The organism is Flavobacterium sp. UBA7663 (assembly GCF_002483315.1).
Lineage (GTDB): Bacteria > Bacteroidota > Bacteroidia > Flavobacteriales > Flavobacteriaceae > Flavobacterium.
Window position 1 is genome coordinate 50,108 of sequence record NZ_DLHR01000020.1, and the last position, 15,688, is coordinate 65,795.

General features: G+C 32.3%; 16 protein-coding genes and 1 other RNA gene. 10 read left to right on the forward strand and 7 right to left on the reverse strand.

What is annotated here, in order from left to right; all coding sequences use genetic code 11:
* Position 1: 1 nt before the first annotated feature.
* Together B2741_RS09355 and B2741_RS09360 are read right to left on the reverse strand one after the other, a co-directional pair.
* Entirely contained in the window at positions 2–688 is a 687-nt protein-coding gene (locus B2741_RS09355) for a carboxypeptidase-like regulatory domain-containing protein (protein WP_291138040.1), read from the reverse strand.
* On the reverse strand, positions 681–1,724 hold the full coding sequence (locus B2741_RS09360; protein WP_291138043.1) for a glutaminyl-peptide cyclotransferase: 1,044 nt from the start codon (positions 1,722–1,724) through the stop codon (positions 681–683). Before B2741_RS09360 ends, B2741_RS09355 begins: the two co-directional genes overlap by 8 nt.
* A gap of 88 nt (positions 1,725–1,812) precedes the next feature.
* Between B2741_RS09360 and ffs the strand changes: the two genes are divergently transcribed.
* The 4 genes from ffs to fsa all read left to right on the forward strand — a co-directional run bounded on the left by ffs (position 1,813) and on the right by fsa (position 4,628).
* An RNA gene (gene ffs / locus B2741_RS09365) (signal recognition particle sRNA small type) lies at positions 1,813–1,910 on the forward strand.
* 68 nt (positions 1,911–1,978) lie between these two features.
* Positions 1,979–2,977, forward strand: a complete 999-nt coding sequence (locus tag B2741_RS09370; protein ID WP_291138046.1) for an enolase C-terminal domain-like protein — start codon at positions 1,979–1,981, stop codon at positions 2,975–2,977.
* Between the two features lie 37 nt (positions 2,978–3,014).
* Positions 3,015–3,818, forward strand: coding sequence for an SDR family oxidoreductase (locus tag B2741_RS09375; protein ID WP_291138050.1), 804 nt, complete (start codon positions 3,015–3,017; stop codon positions 3,816–3,818).
* A gap of 153 nt (positions 3,819–3,971) precedes the next feature.
* Positions 3,972–4,628 carry a fructose-6-phosphate aldolase gene (fsa, locus tag B2741_RS09380; protein ID WP_026726663.1) on the forward strand — a complete coding sequence of 219 codons (657 nt, stop codon included), beginning with the start codon at positions 3,972–3,974 and terminating at the stop codon, positions 4,626–4,628.
* A 57-nt stretch (positions 4,629–4,685) separates the two neighbouring features.
* Here the strand turns inward: fsa and B2741_RS09385 are convergent, their stop codons facing one another.
* Complete coding sequence (locus B2741_RS09385) at positions 4,686–5,198, reverse strand: hypothetical protein (RefSeq protein ID WP_291138053.1); 513 nt, start codon at positions 5,196–5,198, stop codon at positions 4,686–4,688.
* Positions 5,199–5,212: 14 nt separating this feature from the next.
* The gene (locus B2741_RS09390; RefSeq protein WP_291138056.1) at positions 5,213–6,616 is read right to left on the reverse strand and encodes a TlpA family protein disulfide reductase; all 1,404 of its coding nucleotides are present in this window, start codon (positions 6,614–6,616) and stop codon (positions 5,213–5,215) included.
* A 156-nt stretch (positions 6,617–6,772) separates the two neighbouring features.
* Between B2741_RS09390 and B2741_RS09395 the strand changes: the two genes are divergently transcribed.
* The 6 genes from B2741_RS09395 (at position 6,773) to B2741_RS09420 (ending at position 12,121) form a co-directional block, all read left to right on the forward strand.
* Positions 6,773–8,392 carry an ABC-F family ATP-binding cassette domain-containing protein gene (locus B2741_RS09395; protein ID WP_291138059.1) on the forward strand — a complete coding sequence of 540 codons (1,620 nt, stop codon included), beginning with the start codon at positions 6,773–6,775 and terminating at the stop codon, positions 8,390–8,392.
* A 94-nt stretch (positions 8,393–8,486) separates the two neighbouring features.
* The gene (gene pyrR, locus B2741_RS09400; protein ID WP_291138063.1) at positions 8,487–9,026 is read left to right on the forward strand and encodes a bifunctional pyr operon transcriptional regulator/uracil phosphoribosyltransferase PyrR; all 540 of its coding nucleotides are present in this window, start codon (positions 8,487–8,489) and stop codon (positions 9,024–9,026) included.
* A 52-nt stretch (positions 9,027–9,078) separates the two neighbouring features.
* Positions 9,079–10,008 (forward strand): aspartate carbamoyltransferase catalytic subunit, encoded by a 930-nt coding sequence (locus B2741_RS09405; protein WP_262317733.1) that lies wholly within the window; start codon positions 9,079–9,081, stop codon positions 10,006–10,008.
* Positions 10,009–10,045: 37 nt separating this feature from the next.
* A complete protein-coding gene (locus tag B2741_RS09410; protein ID WP_291138068.1) occupies positions 10,046–10,378 on the forward strand; it encodes a ribonuclease Z in 333 nt (110 codons plus the stop codon).
* Between the two features lie 69 nt (positions 10,379–10,447).
* The gene (locus B2741_RS09415) at positions 10,448–11,353 is read left to right on the forward strand and encodes a ribonuclease Z (protein ID WP_291138071.1); all 906 of its coding nucleotides are present in this window, start codon (positions 10,448–10,450) and stop codon (positions 11,351–11,353) included.
* Positions 11,354–11,464: 111 nt separating this feature from the next.
* Positions 11,465–12,121: an HAD family hydrolase gene (locus B2741_RS09420; protein ID WP_291138074.1), complete on the forward strand. Its 657-nt coding sequence runs from the start codon at positions 11,465–11,467 to the stop codon at positions 12,119–12,121.
* Here the strand turns inward: B2741_RS09420 and B2741_RS09425 are convergent.
* The 3 genes from B2741_RS09425 to B2741_RS09435 form a co-directional block, all read right to left on the reverse strand.
* Complete coding sequence (locus tag B2741_RS09425; protein WP_291138078.1) at positions 12,118–13,578, reverse strand: FAD-binding domain-containing protein; 1,461 nt, start codon at positions 13,576–13,578, stop codon at positions 12,118–12,120. The two genes, B2741_RS09420 and B2741_RS09425, sit on opposite strands and share 4 nt — an antisense overlap.
* Before the next feature lie 37 nt (positions 13,579–13,615).
* A complete protein-coding gene (locus B2741_RS09430) occupies positions 13,616–14,902 on the reverse strand; it encodes a cryptochrome/photolyase family protein (RefSeq protein WP_291138082.1) in 1,287 nt (428 codons plus the stop codon).
* Between the two features lie 85 nt (positions 14,903–14,987).
* On the reverse strand, positions 14,988–15,686 hold the full coding sequence (locus B2741_RS09435; RefSeq protein WP_291138085.1) for an SDR family NAD(P)-dependent oxidoreductase: 699 nt from the start codon (positions 15,684–15,686) through the stop codon (positions 14,988–14,990).
* Between the last annotated feature and the right edge of the window lie 2 nt (positions 15,687–15,688).

Sequence of the window (15,688 nt, forward strand, 5' to 3'; positions counted from 1 at the left end):
TTTAACGAAACCAATTTCTAACTTTTTGGATTTGTCTACCGAAGAAGGTTCGTTTTTTGATACCTCCTGTAATAATTACTATTTCTCCTAGTTCAATAGGTTTCAAAACAATATTATATTTAATTTTTTTTTCTGAAATAACTATTTTTTCAATTGAACTTGTATAAGAAACTATTATTTCATCACCAATTTCAGCTTCTATACTAAAGTTCCCATCAAAATCAGTGGTTGTGCTTTTTCCAGAATTTTTTACCACAACATTTGCACCTTCAACAGATCCTAAATCATCTGAAACAACACCTGTTATAATTCGTTTTTGAGGAGTAATAACTTTTCCTAAAATTAAATCTTCTTTTGGTTCAGTTTGAATTGTATCTTGTTTAACTTGTGAATGAGCTGTATGATTTCCAATTCCTAAAAAACCTAAAAGAGAAACTGTAGTAACTAACCAATAAGAAGATTTTTGTTTAGGAACTATTAAATCACGGTTTAATTGATTGTTATAAAATCTACCACAAGTTTTTTTATCTTTATTTAATTGCTCAATTATTTCCTTGTCAGATGCTTTAGTAAAATCAAAAACAGTTTTCGTACAAACACTGCAAAACCTTCCTTTGTCTTCAGGAGTCATGGCTTCCCAATTTTCATGGCAAGGTTTAGGAATTGATATGTTAATTTTTTTACTCAATTGTCAATTCAAAAACTTTATCCCAATTTTTACCCGTTACAAAATACGTTTTTGTTGCAGTGTTGTAAGCGATTCCATTTAAAACATCTATTTCTGCATGTTTTGTAACTTTTGTTTTTAATTCGCTTAGATTAATAATAGCTTCGATAGAACCATTCTTAGGATTTATAATAGCAATAGCATCTTTTTGATACACATTTGCCCAAATTTTTCCATTAACCCATTCCAATTCATTAACTGCTTCAATCTTAGCACCATTTGTATAAACGTTAATATAATCTTCAACTTTTAAAGTTTCTGGATTTAAAATATAGATTTTTTCAGTTCCATCACTCATGTAAAGTTTTTCACCATCATTAGTAATTCCCCATCCCTCCATTTCGTAAGGAAATGTTTTTTCTAATTTAAAAGTTTTTGCATCATACACAAAACCTGTTTTTTCTTGCCAAGTCAATTGATAGATTTTATCTTTTAAAACCGTAATTCCTTCACCAAAATACTTATCTTCTAACTTAATTTGTTCGGTTACTTTTCCAGTTTTATAATCGGTTTTTCTTAAAGTAGATTCTTTGTATTGTCCTGTTCCTTCTAATAAAACGCCATTGTAGAATTCAAAACCTTGTGTATAAGCATTAATATCATGCGGATAAGTATTGATAATTTTATAGTTCAAAATCTTTGGTTCTGCACTTGCGTAAATTGAAAATCCAGAAGTGATATCGATATTTTGTCCTTCAAAATAAACTAAGGCTTTAATCGTTTGGTTACCCAATTTCTGATTGTTCAATGCAAAAGGCAATTTTTCGTTTCCTTTTACTGAACCAATTTTAACTTCGTTGATGTAGTAAACAACAGAATCAATCGTTTTGTTTTCTTTGTTTTGAAGTACCAAATCGATGCTTTCTTCAAGCTTAAGAATAGGTTTTATCGTAGGATTTTCAATCGAAAATAAATTTTTTAATGCATTTTCATCATCTTTACACGAAGTAGAAATTGCACCTAAAACAATGAAAGCGAATAGCTTAACTTTTAACATGGTTGAAATATTTAATACCGTAAATATACAATGATTTTTTATACTCACAATTGCCTTGCAAAAATATAAAAAGGTTGTATATTTGCACCGGCAAGTCCTACACGACCAGCTCCTGCAGACTCCTCCAGGGTGGGAACACAGCAAAGGTATGTGGTTGTAGCGGTGCGATGTAGGTCGCTTGCCATTTTTTATTTCTTTTGAATTGTTATCTCCCTTTGCGGAGATTTTTTATTTTTACATCAATTCTAATTTCTATGCAAATCACTTGGCAAATAGTTCGCTTACAACTAAAAGAAACGTTTTCAATTAGTTATGGAAATTATACGTTTAGAGAAGCTTTAATTATTTCGCTTTCCAAGAACGGAAAAACAGGTTATGGCGAATGCACAGCCATTGATTACTACGGAATTAACTTATCCGATTTCACTAAGAAATTAGCCGAAATTCAAACTCAAATAGAAAAACAATCTATTAATCATCCTACCGAATTTTATGTGTTTTTAGAAAGTTTACAATTGCATTCTTTTTTGCGTTCGGCTTTAGATTGCGCGTATTGGGATTTATTCGGCAAGTTAGAAAATAAGAGTTTCTTGGAATTAAATTCGGTAGAAATAAATCAATTATCAGAATCTTCCATCACAATAAGTGTGGCGCCAATTGAAGAACAACTACAAAAAATAACAAAATCCGATTGGAATAAATTCAAAGTAAAATGGAATCATTACGATGAAAAAGCATTGAATTTATTACTGAATTGCGAAAAAGAAATCGCTTTAGATGCTAACGGAAGTTTCTCTATTTCCGAATGTCAGCAATTGGAAGAAAATCCGTCATCAGTTCAATTTACTTACATTGAACAACCGATGAAAATTGGAATTTCAAATTATAGTCATTTGAATGCTTCTAAATTTGCGAATTGGATGGCTGATGAAGATTGCCAAGAACAAACAAAACTTTCCGACTTAAAATCGCATTATAAAACCATCAACATCAAATTAGTCAAAACTGGCGGATTAACTCCCGCTTTAGAACTAATCAAAGATGCACGAGCAAACGATTTCAAAATCATGATAGGTTGCATGACCGAATCTACTGTAGGAATTTCAGCTGGAGCCGTTTTGGTTCCTTTAGTGGATTATGTAGATTTAGATGGCGCAAACTTAATCGCTAACGACATTGCTTTTGGAAGTGCCATCGAAAAAGGAAAAGTGTTGCTTTCGCAGAAAGTTGGGTTAGGAATTTCCTTGAAATAATATAAAGCCGTATTTTCGCACTATAATTCACACTAAAATGAGTAAAGTAGTATTAATTACAGGTGGTTCATCAGGAATTGGAAAATCAATTGGCGAGTATTTGCATCAAAAAGGTTTTGTAGTATATGGCACAAGCCGAAATCCTGAAAAGATTACCAATTCGATATTTCCATTAGTAGCTTTAGATGTTCGCGATAAACAAAGTATTGTGAATTGTGTAGCTGAAGTTATCCAGAAATCTGGACGATTGGATATTGTAATTAATAATGCTGGAGTAGGAATTACGGGTCCAATTGAAGAAATCCCAACCGAAGAAATCCGAAATAATTTTGAGACGAATTTATTTGGACCAATCGAAGTAATGAAAGCGGTTTTACCCCAAATGCGTGAACAAAAATCGGGTTTGATTATTAATATTACCTCAATTGCAGGTTATATGGGATTGCCTTATCGTGGCATTTATTCCGCTTCAAAAGGCGCTTTGGAATTAATTACCGAAGCGTTACGAATGGAAGTAAAATCGTTCGAAATCAAAATTACTAATGTAGCTCCAGGCGATTTTGCCACTAATATTGCTGCAGGACGTTATCATGCGCCAGTGGTGAAAGGTTCTGCTTACGAAGTTCCTTACGGAAACACTTTAAAAGAAATGGATTCACACGTGGATAGTGGTAGCAATCCAAATGAAATGGCAGAAGCTATTTTTGCTATCATCCAAACTAAAAAACCAAAAGTACATTATAAAGTTGGGGCTTTCATGCAGAAATTCTCTATTGTTTTAAAACGCATTTTGCCTGATAAGGTCTATGAAAAAATGTTGATGAATCATTATAAACTTTAACAACATCAAAATTCAATATCAAGTTCATTATCAATTATTTAACAAAAGTATTTTATTTTTTAAATTGATTTTTGAAATTGTCATTGTCATTGCATTTTGAATTCTTACTTTTGCATTTCAAAACAACACACAATACTTTAAAATTTAAAAAAGATGAAATTTTTTATTGACACAGCTAATTTAGAGCAAATTAAGGAAGCACAAGAATTAGGAATTTTAGATGGCGTTACTACAAACCCATCGTTAATGGCTAAAGAAGGCATTACAGGAAAAAACAATATCCTAAAACACTACGTAGACATTTGTAACATTGTTGACGGTGATGTAAGTGCAGAAGTTAATGCAATGGATTTAGAAGGTATGATTAGAGAAGGTGAGGAGTTAGCTGACTTACACGAACAAATCGTAGTGAAATTACCTATGACTAAAGAAGGTGTAAAAGCATGTAAATATTTCTCTGATAAAGGAATCAAAACCAATGTAACTTTAATTTTCTCTGCTGGACAAGCTTTATTAGCTGCAAAAGCGGGAGCAACTTATTGTTCGCCTTTCTTAGGAAGATTAGATGATGTTTCTACAGATGGTTTAAATTTAATTGATGAAATTCGTCAAATTTATGATAACTACGGATTCGAAACTCAAATTTTAGCTGCTTCTGTGCGTCACACAATGCATGTGATTAACTGTGCTAAAATTGGTGCTGATGTTATGACTGGACCATTGTCATCAATTACAGGATTATTAAAACATCCTTTAACTGATATTGGAATTGCTCAGTTTATTGCAGATTACGAAAAGGGGAATAAATAATTTCTCTAGTATATAAAACAAAAAAGCGTTCTGATTAGAACGCTTTTTTTATGGCTATCAATAATATTTTGTTTGAGTGTAATTATTATCAGTTATATAAAAACTATAAAATGTTCTTTGTTTGCCAAAATGGTTTTCATCAAATCTAATTTTTACTTTAATAGTAGTAGTTTCGTTTTTATAATGTTCTAAAGTAATATTTTTTTCTGTTTTTGAACTTACAATTTTAAAATCTGATTTTTTTAATTGGCTTAAATATTTTCCAAAAATTTGTTGGTTGAAAATATCAAAACTAATTCTGTTTTTTGCCAAATCATCACCTTCATAATAAAATGAAATTGAAGTTGGAATCTCATCATCTATTTTATTCTTAGATAAAAATAAAATATCTCCAAACTTCATTTCTTTTGAATAATGTTCTTGAGTGATTTTAAAGTCGTTTTCAATTAATAATTCTTTAACTTCTTTTGGATTTTTTGTTTTGAGTTTCACAATATCATCAAAATTCAAATCTTGAGAAGAACTAAAGAAAAAAAACAATAGTAAGATTGTCGTTAAAGAATATTTCATCAGAAAAGAATTAACTATTTCAAATTCTGTTCAAAATTAACATCAAACAAATTGGCAAAACCATTTTTAATGGTACCGTCTGCGTTTAAGATGATAATTCTATGGATTTTAGTAATTACCCATTGTTTTCTTATCGTTTCAAAGTCAACAGCATGTAACTCTTTTACGCCTTCAAAATTGTATTTTTTTAAAGCGTTTTTCCAGTTGGCAAGGTTATCGTTAACATTAATGGCTATAAATTCATAATCTGGATATTTTGCTTGTAATTCCATTACTTTTCTGTGAGAAGCTGAAAAATGTGATTCGGCGTGACTCGTCCAAAAGAATAAAACAGTTGGCTTGTTGATGACAGTATTAATGTCTAAAGGTTTATATACAGTATCAACTAATTCAATTTTAGGTAAACGATTACCCACTTTTAAATTCTGAACCGAATTATAAATTTCGGAAATTTCTTCTTTATTTTTAGTATCGGTAGTTAATTGTAAGTAACGTTCAATGAATTTTTGGTTGTTGTACATGTTTTGATCTTCTAACAAGTACATCATCGCTACATTATTCAATACTACATTTTTTACTTTTTGATTTTTGATTAAAGTATCCGTAATATTTAATTTTGTAATGTTATTTTCCAACGAATTTTCATTCAAATCTGCCTCGTTACTTTGTAAAGCAACGTTGTTCAACATAACACTCACATATTTAATGTAAGGAGAATAATTTGTTAAAACGGCATTGTTGAAATCAACTTCTTTTCGGTGATTGTAATAGTCTTTAGGTAAACTAGTTCTAATATTTTCACCAGTTCTAAATTGGTGTGCGTACGGATAAATTTCTTTTTTTGTAATGTGATGAAAATTCAAACTTGCTTTGGCTACTATGTCGAAACTTTCGTCCCAACCAATTTCAGCTTTACGTTTTAAGTAAAATGACTTACGTATAGCAAAACTCGAATCGATGTTCTTAATAAAACTTTTTACATCTTTATCAAAATTGTCATACATAATAGAACGATCGGCTTCGTTTTTCAAAAATAATTCCATTAGGAAATTGTTTTTTTCATCGCCACGTCCACAAAAAACAACAGAATTATCAAAATCAAAGGTATTTACACGAACCATTAAACTATCGTTTTTGTCAAAATAAACATATTGATATTCAGGATTGTGTTTAAAAGTGTATAAACCAGGAGCTAACGAATCAAATTTATGCATAAAGCGATTATTTTTGTCCAGATAAATAGTGTCAATCACTTCATCATCTTTTAAAAACAAAACATATTTCTCTTGAGGATTTAAGACTTCTCCTCCAAAATAAGCCACATAATTATCTTCCTTAAATACTCTTTTACAAGAAGTTAAAGTAGAGAAAAGGACGATAGACAGAGGCAAAAAATATTTTATGTAATTCTTAATCATTCAATTGATTATTGATTTCTGAACAAATGTATCAGTTATATTCAAATCTTGTTGTTAATGTACAGTTAAAATAAACCTATATTAATTCTAAATTATTGTGTTCAAAAATCTACTATTTTTAGTACTTTTGCAACAGTTTTATAAAAAAATACAAAAATGTTAACAGTTTCAAATTTATCGGTTCAATTTGGGAAACGAATTTTATTCGATGAAGTAAATACAACGTTCACACAAGGTAACTGCTACGGAATCATTGGAGCCAATGGTGCTGGGAAATCTACCTTCATGAAAATTATTGCAGGTGAAATGGAACCAACGTCTGGTAGAGTTATTCTTGAACCAGGAAAACGTATGTCGGTTTTAAACCAAAATCACAACTTATTTGACGAACATACTGTTTTAGAAACAGTTTTAATGGGAAATAAAGTATTGCATGCAATCAAAACAGAAATGGATGCTTTATACGCCGATTATACCGATGAAAATGCCAACAGAATTGGAGAATTGCAATTGCAGTTTGACGAAATGAACGGTTGGAATGCAGAAAGTGATGCTGCTACTATGTTATCTAACTTAGAAATTGGTGCGGAACATCATTATACTTTAATGGGGGATTTGGATGGGAAGCTTAAAGTTCGTGTGTTATTAGCACAAGCTTTATTCGGAAATCCAGATGTGTTGATTATGGATGAGCCTACGAACGACTTGGATTTTGAAACGATTGGTTGGTTAGAGAATTTCTTAGCAAATTATGAAAATACGGTTTTAGTGGTTTCGCATGACCGTCACTTTTTAGATGCGGTTTGTACACACGTTTCTGATATTGATTTCGGAAAAATTACACATTATTCTGGAAATTATACGTTTTGGTACGAATCTTCGCAATTAGCTGCCCGTCAAAAAGCTCAACAAAATAAGAAAGCTGAAGAGAAAAAAGCTGAGTTGGAAGAATTTATCCGTCGTTTTAGTGCGAATGTGGCAAAATCGAAACAAGCAACTTCTCGTAAAAAAATGATTGAAAAATTAAATTTAGACGAGATTAAACCTTCAAGCAGAAGATATCCAGCAATTATTTTCGATGTAGAAAGAGAAGCAGGAGACCAAATTTTAAACGTTCAAGATTTATCAGCTTCAGTTGATGGAGAAACTTTGTTTAAAAATGTAGATTTAAACATGGCAAAAGGTGATAAAATTGTAGTTTTCTCTAAAGATTCGAGAGCAACGACCGCTTTTTATGAAATCTTAAACAACAAAATGACTCCAGATTCAGGAACATTTGATTGGGGAATCACTACAACACAATCGTATTTACCAGTAGATAATCATGAATATTTTGATGGAGTTGATTTAAACTTGGTAGATTGGTTACGTCAATGGGTAAAAACCGAAGAAGAGCGCGATGAAGTTTATGTTCGTGGATTCTTAGGAAAAATGATTTTCTCAGGAGAAGAAGCCTTGAAAAAATGTAACGTTTTATCTGGAGGAGAAAAAGTACGTTGTATGTTATCGCGTATGATGATGATTAGAGCGAACGTTTTAATGTTAGACGAACCAACGAATCACTTAGACTTAGAATCGATTACAGCTTTTAATAATTCCTTAAATAATTTCAAAGGTTCGGTATTGTTTACTACACATGACCACGAATTTGCTCAAACGGTAGGGAACAGAATCTTAGAGTTAACACCAAATGGCGCTATCGACAGATACATGACATTTGACGAATATTTAGAAGATGACAAAATCAAAGAATTAAGACAAAAAATGTATTCTTAATATTATTCCCGTTGCTAGTTTTAGTAACGGGATTTTTTTTACAATACGATTGCTATTAGAAATTTAAATTCTAAATTTGTACAAACAACACACTATGAGTCAAAAAGTTTTGCTCACTTCAAAAGAAGTACACATTATCTTGCATCGATTATCTTGTCAACTAATTGAAAATCATTTAGATTTCTCAAATACCATCTTAATCGGTTTACAACCTCGAGGTAAATTTTTAGCCGAAAGAATCAAACAAATTTTAGAATCAGAATACCAAGTTTCCAATATTCAATTGGGATTTTTGGACATTACGTTCTTTCGCGATGATTTTAGAAGAGGCGAAAAACCATTGGAAGCAAACAAAACCCAAATTGATTTTTTAGTAGAAGATAAAAAAGTGGTTTTTATCGATGACGTTTTATATACTGGAAGAAGTATTAATGCCGCTTTAACAGCCATTCAATCCTTTGGAAGACCATCAGAAGTGGAACTTTTAACCTTAATTGACAGAAGATTTAGTCGTCATTTGCCTATTCAACCTGATTATAGAGGAAGACAAGTAGACGCCATAAATAATGAAAAAGTATTAGTAAAATGGCTTGAAAACGATGGAGAAGATGCTGTTTACCTAATCACAAAATAAGTTTTTCATCCATCAACTAACACCCAGCAACAACAAACACAACTACATATAAATGAAAGAATTATCAGTAAATCATTTAATCGGAATAAAACACATTACCAAACAAGATATTGATTTAATCTTCGAAACGGCTGACCATTTCAAAGAAGTAATTAATCGACCAATTAAAAAAGTACCATCATTACGAGATGTTACGATTGCCAATATTTTCTTCGAAAACAGCACAAGAACCAAATTATCTTTCGAATTAGCACAAAAACGACTTTCAGCAGATGTTATCAGTTTTTCGGCAGCTCAATCTTCGGTTAAAAAAGGAGAAACTTTGATAGATACGGTAAACAACATTTTATCGATGAAAGTAGATATGGTGGTGATGCGTCACAGTAGTCCTGGAGCCGCTCATTTTTTATCGCAAAATGTAAGTGCAAGCATTGTAAATGCTGGAGATGGAGCACACGAACACCCAACACAAGCTTTATTAGATAGTTTTACGATTAGAGAAAAGTTAGGCGATGTAGGCGGAAAGAAAATCGTAATCGTGGGCGATATTTTACATTCAAGAGTAGCTTTATCAAATATTTTCGCACTACAAATGCAAGGCGCCGAAGTAAAAGTCTGTGGTCCAAAAACGTTAATTCCTAAGTACATTGAGTCACTTGGAGTAACGGTTGAACCAAATTTACGTAAAGCTTTAGAATGGGCAGATGTAGCGAATATGTTACGTGTTCAAAACGAACGTTTAGATGTGAGTTATTTCCCAACCACAAGAGAATACACACAACAATACGGTGTAACCAAAGAATTATTAGATTCGCTAAATAAAGAAATCGTAATCATGCACCCAGGGCCAATCAACAGAGGAGTAGAAATCACTTCAGATGTCGCCGATTCACAACAATCAGTGATTTTGAATCAAGTGGAAAATGGAGTAGCGGTTCGTATGGCAGTGATTTATTTATTGGCGAGTAAGATTAAGAATTAATTTATTATATTAGCACTAAATCAGTAAGACAACCAAAATGAAAGTAGATCAAAAAGGACATACCACCATCATCAAAGACACACAAAATAATGTGGAGTCTTTTGTGGGTAAAATTACCAATGAATATCATGTGTTTCAAGGTCAGAATTTAATTTTGGATGTATCGCACAATAAAACCCTTGCTAATGCTGATTTAGTTCATTTTAAAGAATTGGCTAAAACGCATAAAAAAGCAAAAAAATCAATGATTATTGTTTCCGACGAAGTTGATTTTGATAAAGTTCCAAATTATTTAAACGTAGTTCCTTCCGTTTTAGAAGCCCACGATATGATTGAAATGGACGAAATTGAACGTGATTTAGGATTTTAATAAAAGTTTACAGTCTCAGTTTACAGTATTCAGTAACTGCGACTGAAAACTGCGACTGAACACTAAAAAATGAAACTACAAATACTCGGCTGTTACGCAGCTACTCCAAGAACTATAACCAACCCTACATCGCAAGTTTTAGACATAAAAAACCATTTATTTCTAATCGATTGTGGCGAAGGAACACAAGTGCAATTGCGCAAGCATAAAATCAAGTTTTCTCGCATTAATCATATCTTTATTTCGCATTTACATGGCGATCATTTTTATGGATTAATCGGTTTGATTTCGACGTTTATGTTGCTAAATCGCGAAAATGATTTGCACGTTTATGGTCCAAAAGGAATTAAAGAAATCATTTTATTGCAATTGCGTGCTTCGGGCTCGTTTACGGGTTATAATTTGTATTTCCACGAATTAGAATCGAAAGAAAGCGAAGTGATTTTTGAAGACGAAACGGTAATTGTAAAAACCATTCCGTTAAATCATCGTGTTTATACTAATGGATTTTTGTTTCAAGAAAAGTTAGGAAAACGCCATTTGAATATCGAAGCAGTTGCCAAATACAAAATTGAAAAAGTCTATTTTGATAAAATCAAATCAGGAGGTAACGTAACCTTAGATTCGGGTGAAGTGATTACAAATGAATTGCTTTCGTTTCCACCAGATGCTCCTATGAGCTATGCTTTTTGTAGTGATACTTTGTATGACGAATCTATTGTTCCGATAATTAAAGACGTAGATGTTTTATATCATGAATCAACCTTTTTAGATTCGGAAATGCAATACACAGAAAAAACCAAACACGCTACTGCAAAAGAAGCGGCTCAAATTGCGAAATTAGCTAATGTAAAGCAGCTGATTTTAGGGCATTATTCAACAAGATATGGTTCTATTGAACCTTTTAGAACAGAAGCACAAACTATTTTTGATAACGTACTTTTAGCCGACGATGGCAAAGAATTTGATTTCTAAATTCCAATGATACAAAAAGTTAGGAACACAGATTAAAGAAATTTTAAAAATTATTATAATTTATTTAATCTGTGTTCCAAAAAAATATTTTAAATTTTAACGATTATAAGAATGATACGAACAGTAATTTTCGATATGGATGGCGTAATTGTAGATACCGAACCGGTACATCATTATGCGTATCACCAACATTTTAAGCAATTAAACATTGAAGTTACTTCCGAAATGTACGCTTCGTTTACTGGAAATTCAACGCGTAATATTTTTCAGAAATTAAAAGCACAATTCAATTTAGTGGAAGAGGTTGAAGATTTGATTTTAACCAAACGAAATCTTTTCAATGATGCTTTCGATTCAAAAGAAGATTTGTATTTAATTGAAGGAGTAGAAGATTTAATCAAAGATTTGCATGCAAATGGAATCCAATTGATTGTTGCTTCTTCAGCGTCAAATGTTACGATTAACAGAGTGTTTACCCGTTTTAATTTGCATCAATATTTCACCCATATTGTTTCGGGAGAAGATTTTCCAAAATCAAAACCCCATCCTGCTATTTTTGAACATGCTGCGAGTTTATCGATTGCTCCAAAACAAGATTGCATCGTAATTGAAGACAGCACAAACGGAATTCAAGCTGCAGTTTCAGCTGGAATTTTTTGTGTGGGTTACAAAAGTTTTCATTCCAAAAATCAGGATTTATCAAAAGCAAATGTAGTTATTCAGCATTTTAACGAATTGAATTTTGAGAAAGTTCGTGATTTAAATTAACTCATTTCTCGATCTTGAAACGTGTGTTTTTCAACTATTCGTTTACTGTCTTTTTTGACGGATTCGTCTTTTCGCATTGACCAAAAGAAATCACTTGAAAACTTTCTGGCTTCTTCCAAATTGACAATTGGAGAAGGATAATCGCGTCCTATTTCAAAATCATACAACATTTGTTCAATGGGTGTTAATTTCCATGGTTCATGAATAAACGCTGCAGGAATATTAGCTAACTCTGGTACCCATTTTTTAATAAAAGTACCATCAGCATCGTGTTCGTATGAATTTTTCACAGGATTATAAACGCGTAACGTATTAATCCCAGTCACACCCGCTTGCATTTGAATTTGAGGATAGTGAATTCCAGGTTCAAAATCTAGGAATTGTTGCGCCAAATGCGGACTGCAATTTTGCCAAGGTTGAAACAAATGATGCGTGTAAAACGAAACCACCAAAGCACGCATTCTAAAATTCAAATAACCTGTTGTACTTAAACAGCGCATGCAAGCATCAACCAGTGGAACTCCAGTTCTTCCAGTTATCCAAGCTTTATGATATTTCTCATTGACTCTTTGAATCAAATTGCGATAGCCTTTATTTACGGCGATGAACTCCATTGTGCTTTCCATTTCAAATTTCTGAATAAAATGCGCTTGCCATCGTAATCTTGACGCAAAATTAGAAATCTGACGTTTAAATTTCCCTTGTTGATGCACTTCCCAAGCTTTGGTATACACTTGTCGAATCGATAAATTTCCCCAAGCAATATAAGGCGATAATCGGCTACATCCTTTTCTGCCTAATTCGGGTTTTGAAATGTGATTGCTATAATTTTGCACTCGTTCTTCAAAGAATGAATTCATATAACGTATTGCCGTAGGAACGCCACCTTTTTGAAAATTTGGATTATGAACTGTTTTAATTGAAGGAATATCAAAAGCATTTTCTAATTCTTCAATTTCGATATATTTTACAAAACTTCTTGGCGTTGGTTGAAATGGTAAACAATCTTTATCCATGTAATCATACCAATCTTCTTTCCACGTTTTTCGGTTTTTGATGCCACGAATGACACCATTTGTGATGTATTCTTTCCAAATGATTCCTTTTTCTTTTAACAATTCAGCTACAGCTAAATCTCTTTCGTAAGTGAGTTTTATTCCTGTTTCTTGATGAGAATAAATTTCTCGAATTGATATAAGCTGTGTGAGTTTTTTAAATATAGGCACAGCTTCGCCTTGAACAATTAAAATTTGTGTGTGATATTTTTGTAGTTCTTTTTGAAGAGCTTCTAACGATTGTTTTATAAAGTCGAAATGACGTTGACTATAATGATAATCTTTCATCAAAGAAGGTTCAAAAATATAAAGCAATAATGTTTTGCCCGAAGTCGATAAGGCTTCATGTAAGGCTTCATGATCGTGCAAACGCAAATCTCTCTTGAACCAAACAACTTTCATTTTTAGGGGTTTTATAGTGTTTAGGGCAACGCTAATTTTATCCAACCGCTTCTTTATACACTTTTAAGCAACGTTCTCGAGCTTCTTTGTGGTCTACAATTGGTTTTGGATAATATTGGGTTTCCAATTCAGGAATCCATTTTTTAATATATTTTAAGTCTTTATCAAACTTCTTAATTTGTTCTGTTGGGTTGAAAATTCGGAAATACGGAGCAGCGTCAACTCCTGAACCAGCGGCCCATTGCCAATTTCCAACATTACTCGACATTTCATAATCTAATAGTTTTTGCGCAAAGTAATTTTCTCCCCAGCGCCAATCGATTAGTAAATGTTTGCATAGAAAACTTGCTACAATCATACGCACGCGATTGTGCATGTGACCAGTTGTGTTTAATTCGCGCATTCCAGCATCAACAAATGGATAACCTGTTTTTCCTTGACACCATTTTTGAAATAAATCTTCATTGTTTTCCCAAATAATGGCATCGTATTTTGGTCGGAAACTGGCATTTTTGGTATGTGGAAAATGCCATAAAATTTGCATGAAGAATTCACGCCATATTAATTCGTTCCAAAAGGTTTCATTCTTTTCAGCGATAGCTTTTTCAACCATTTTACGAATAGAAACCGCACCAAATCTGAGATAAATTCCCAAATAAGAGGTTTTATTTAAAGCTGGAAAATTCCGAGTTGCTTCGTAATTCTGAATTAAATTTTCGGAAACATCAAATGCTGAAACTTTAATTTCTGATTTTTCAAAACCAATATCATCTAATGATAAAAAAGGGTAGGAGTGCTCCGCAATTTTATCCAATTTATCTTCCGACGGATAATGAACTAACTTGATTTTTCTAAAGTTCTCTTTCCATTTTTTGGAATATGGCGTATAAACCACATAAGGCGTTCCGTCGTCTTTTACGACTTCACTTTTTTCAAAAATAACTTGGTCTTTCGAAGTTAAAAAAGAAATTCCATTAGCTACAAATAACTGATTCATTTCCTTATCGCGCTTGCGAGCATAAGGTTCGTAATCGTGATTGGTGTAAACCGATTTAATTCTATTTTCGGAAATTAATTTGGTAAAAACATCAATCGGATTTCCGTGAAAAATCGCTAATGATTTACCAATTTTATTCAATTCCGACTGAATTTTCTCTAATTGTTCGTGAATAAAAGTAACGCGAGCATCATCTTTTGGAAGTTGCGATAAAATAATTTCGTCAAAAATAAAAATAGGTAACACTACTTCATTACTATTTAAAGCATGAAAAAGTCCTACATTGTCTCCTATTCTTAAATCGCGTCTAAACCAAAAGATATTCATGTTTTTTTATTTGTTTCAGGTTTCAAGTTTCAGGTCTCAAGTTTGAGATTTGATTTTTGAATTTGTAATTGTCCTTGAATTTGTTTTATCCGTTTACTAATAATGTTGACATACCGCCATCAACATGGAAAATTTGTCCTGAAATCCAACTGCTTTTATCACTTAATAAAAAGCTTGCCATTTGTGCACTATCTTCTGGTTTTCCAAATCGTTTTAACGGATGGCGCTCGGCTGACTTTTCCTGTTTGGTTTCGTTGTTCAAGAATTTATCGGCTAATGGCGTATCGGTTAATGATGGAGCAATTACGTTAACTCTTATTTTTGGAGCATATTCTGCTGCTAAAGCTTTTGCAAAACCTTCAATAGCTCCTTTTGCTGCGGCAACACTCGTATGAAATGGCATTCCCATAGAAGCAGCAACACTACTAAAAAGCACAATGCTTGATTGTTCACCCGCTGTTAAATTGGGTAAAACCGCTTGAATTACTTTTACTAAACTAATGAAATTTATTTGTAAATCGGCTTCAAAAGCTTCCGGTTTTAATCCTCTAAATGGACGTAAATTAATGCTTCCAGGACAATATACCAAACCATCTAAAATTGCAGGTAATTTTGTTGTATCTAAAGTATCTGTCGAAGCATTAAATGGAATATATGTTACATTTAAACCTGATAAATTTTCATTGGTTCTAGATGCAACAAAAATATTGTTTCCATTCTGAAGTTCTTGTGCAATGGCTAATCCTATTCCGTAAGAACCGCCTATTAATAATATGTTTTTCATGT

Coding starts and splice junctions, on each gene's coding strand:
- B2741_RS09370 (WP_291138046.1), top strand. CDS start 1,979: ATGCAAATCACTTGGCAAATAGTTCGCTTACAACTAAAAGAAACGTTT.
- fsa (WP_026726663.1), top strand. CDS start 3,972: ATGAAATTTTTTATTGACACAGCTAATTTAGAGCAAATTAAGGAAGCA.
- B2741_RS09390 (WP_291138056.1), bottom strand. CDS start 6,616: ATGATTAAGAATTACATAAAATATTTTTTGCCTCTGTCTATCGTCCTT.
- B2741_RS09435 (WP_291138085.1), bottom strand. CDS start 15,686: ATGAAAAACATATTATTAATAGGCGGTTCTTACGGAATAGGATTAGCC.
- B2741_RS09415 (WP_291138071.1), top strand. CDS start 10,448: ATGAAACTACAAATACTCGGCTGTTACGCAGCTACTCCAAGAACTATA.
- B2741_RS09375 (WP_291138050.1), top strand. CDS start 3,015: ATGAGTAAAGTAGTATTAATTACAGGTGGTTCATCAGGAATTGGAAAA.
- B2741_RS09425 (WP_291138078.1), bottom strand. CDS start 13,578: ATGAAAGTTGTTTGGTTCAAGAGAGATTTGCGTTTGCACGATCATGAA.
- B2741_RS09405 (WP_262317733.1), top strand. CDS start 9,079: ATGAAAGAATTATCAGTAAATCATTTAATCGGAATAAAACACATTACC.
- pyrR (WP_291138063.1), top strand. CDS start 8,487: ATGAGTCAAAAAGTTTTGCTCACTTCAAAAGAAGTACACATTATCTTG.
- B2741_RS09385 (WP_291138053.1), bottom strand. CDS start 5,198: ATGAAATATTCTTTAACGACAATCTTACTATTGTTTTTTTTCTTTAGT.
- B2741_RS09430 (WP_291138082.1), bottom strand. CDS start 14,902: ATGAATATCTTTTGGTTTAGACGCGATTTAAGAATAGGAGACAATGTA.
- B2741_RS09395 (WP_291138059.1), top strand. CDS start 6,773: ATGTTAACAGTTTCAAATTTATCGGTTCAATTTGGGAAACGAATTTTA.
- B2741_RS09410 (WP_291138068.1), top strand. CDS start 10,046: ATGAAAGTAGATCAAAAAGGACATACCACCATCATCAAAGACACACAA.
- B2741_RS09420 (WP_291138074.1), top strand. CDS start 11,465: ATGATACGAACAGTAATTTTCGATATGGATGGCGTAATTGTAGATACC.
- B2741_RS09360 (WP_291138043.1), bottom strand. CDS start 1,724: ATGTTAAAAGTTAAGCTATTCGCTTTCATTGTTTTAGGTGCAATTTCT.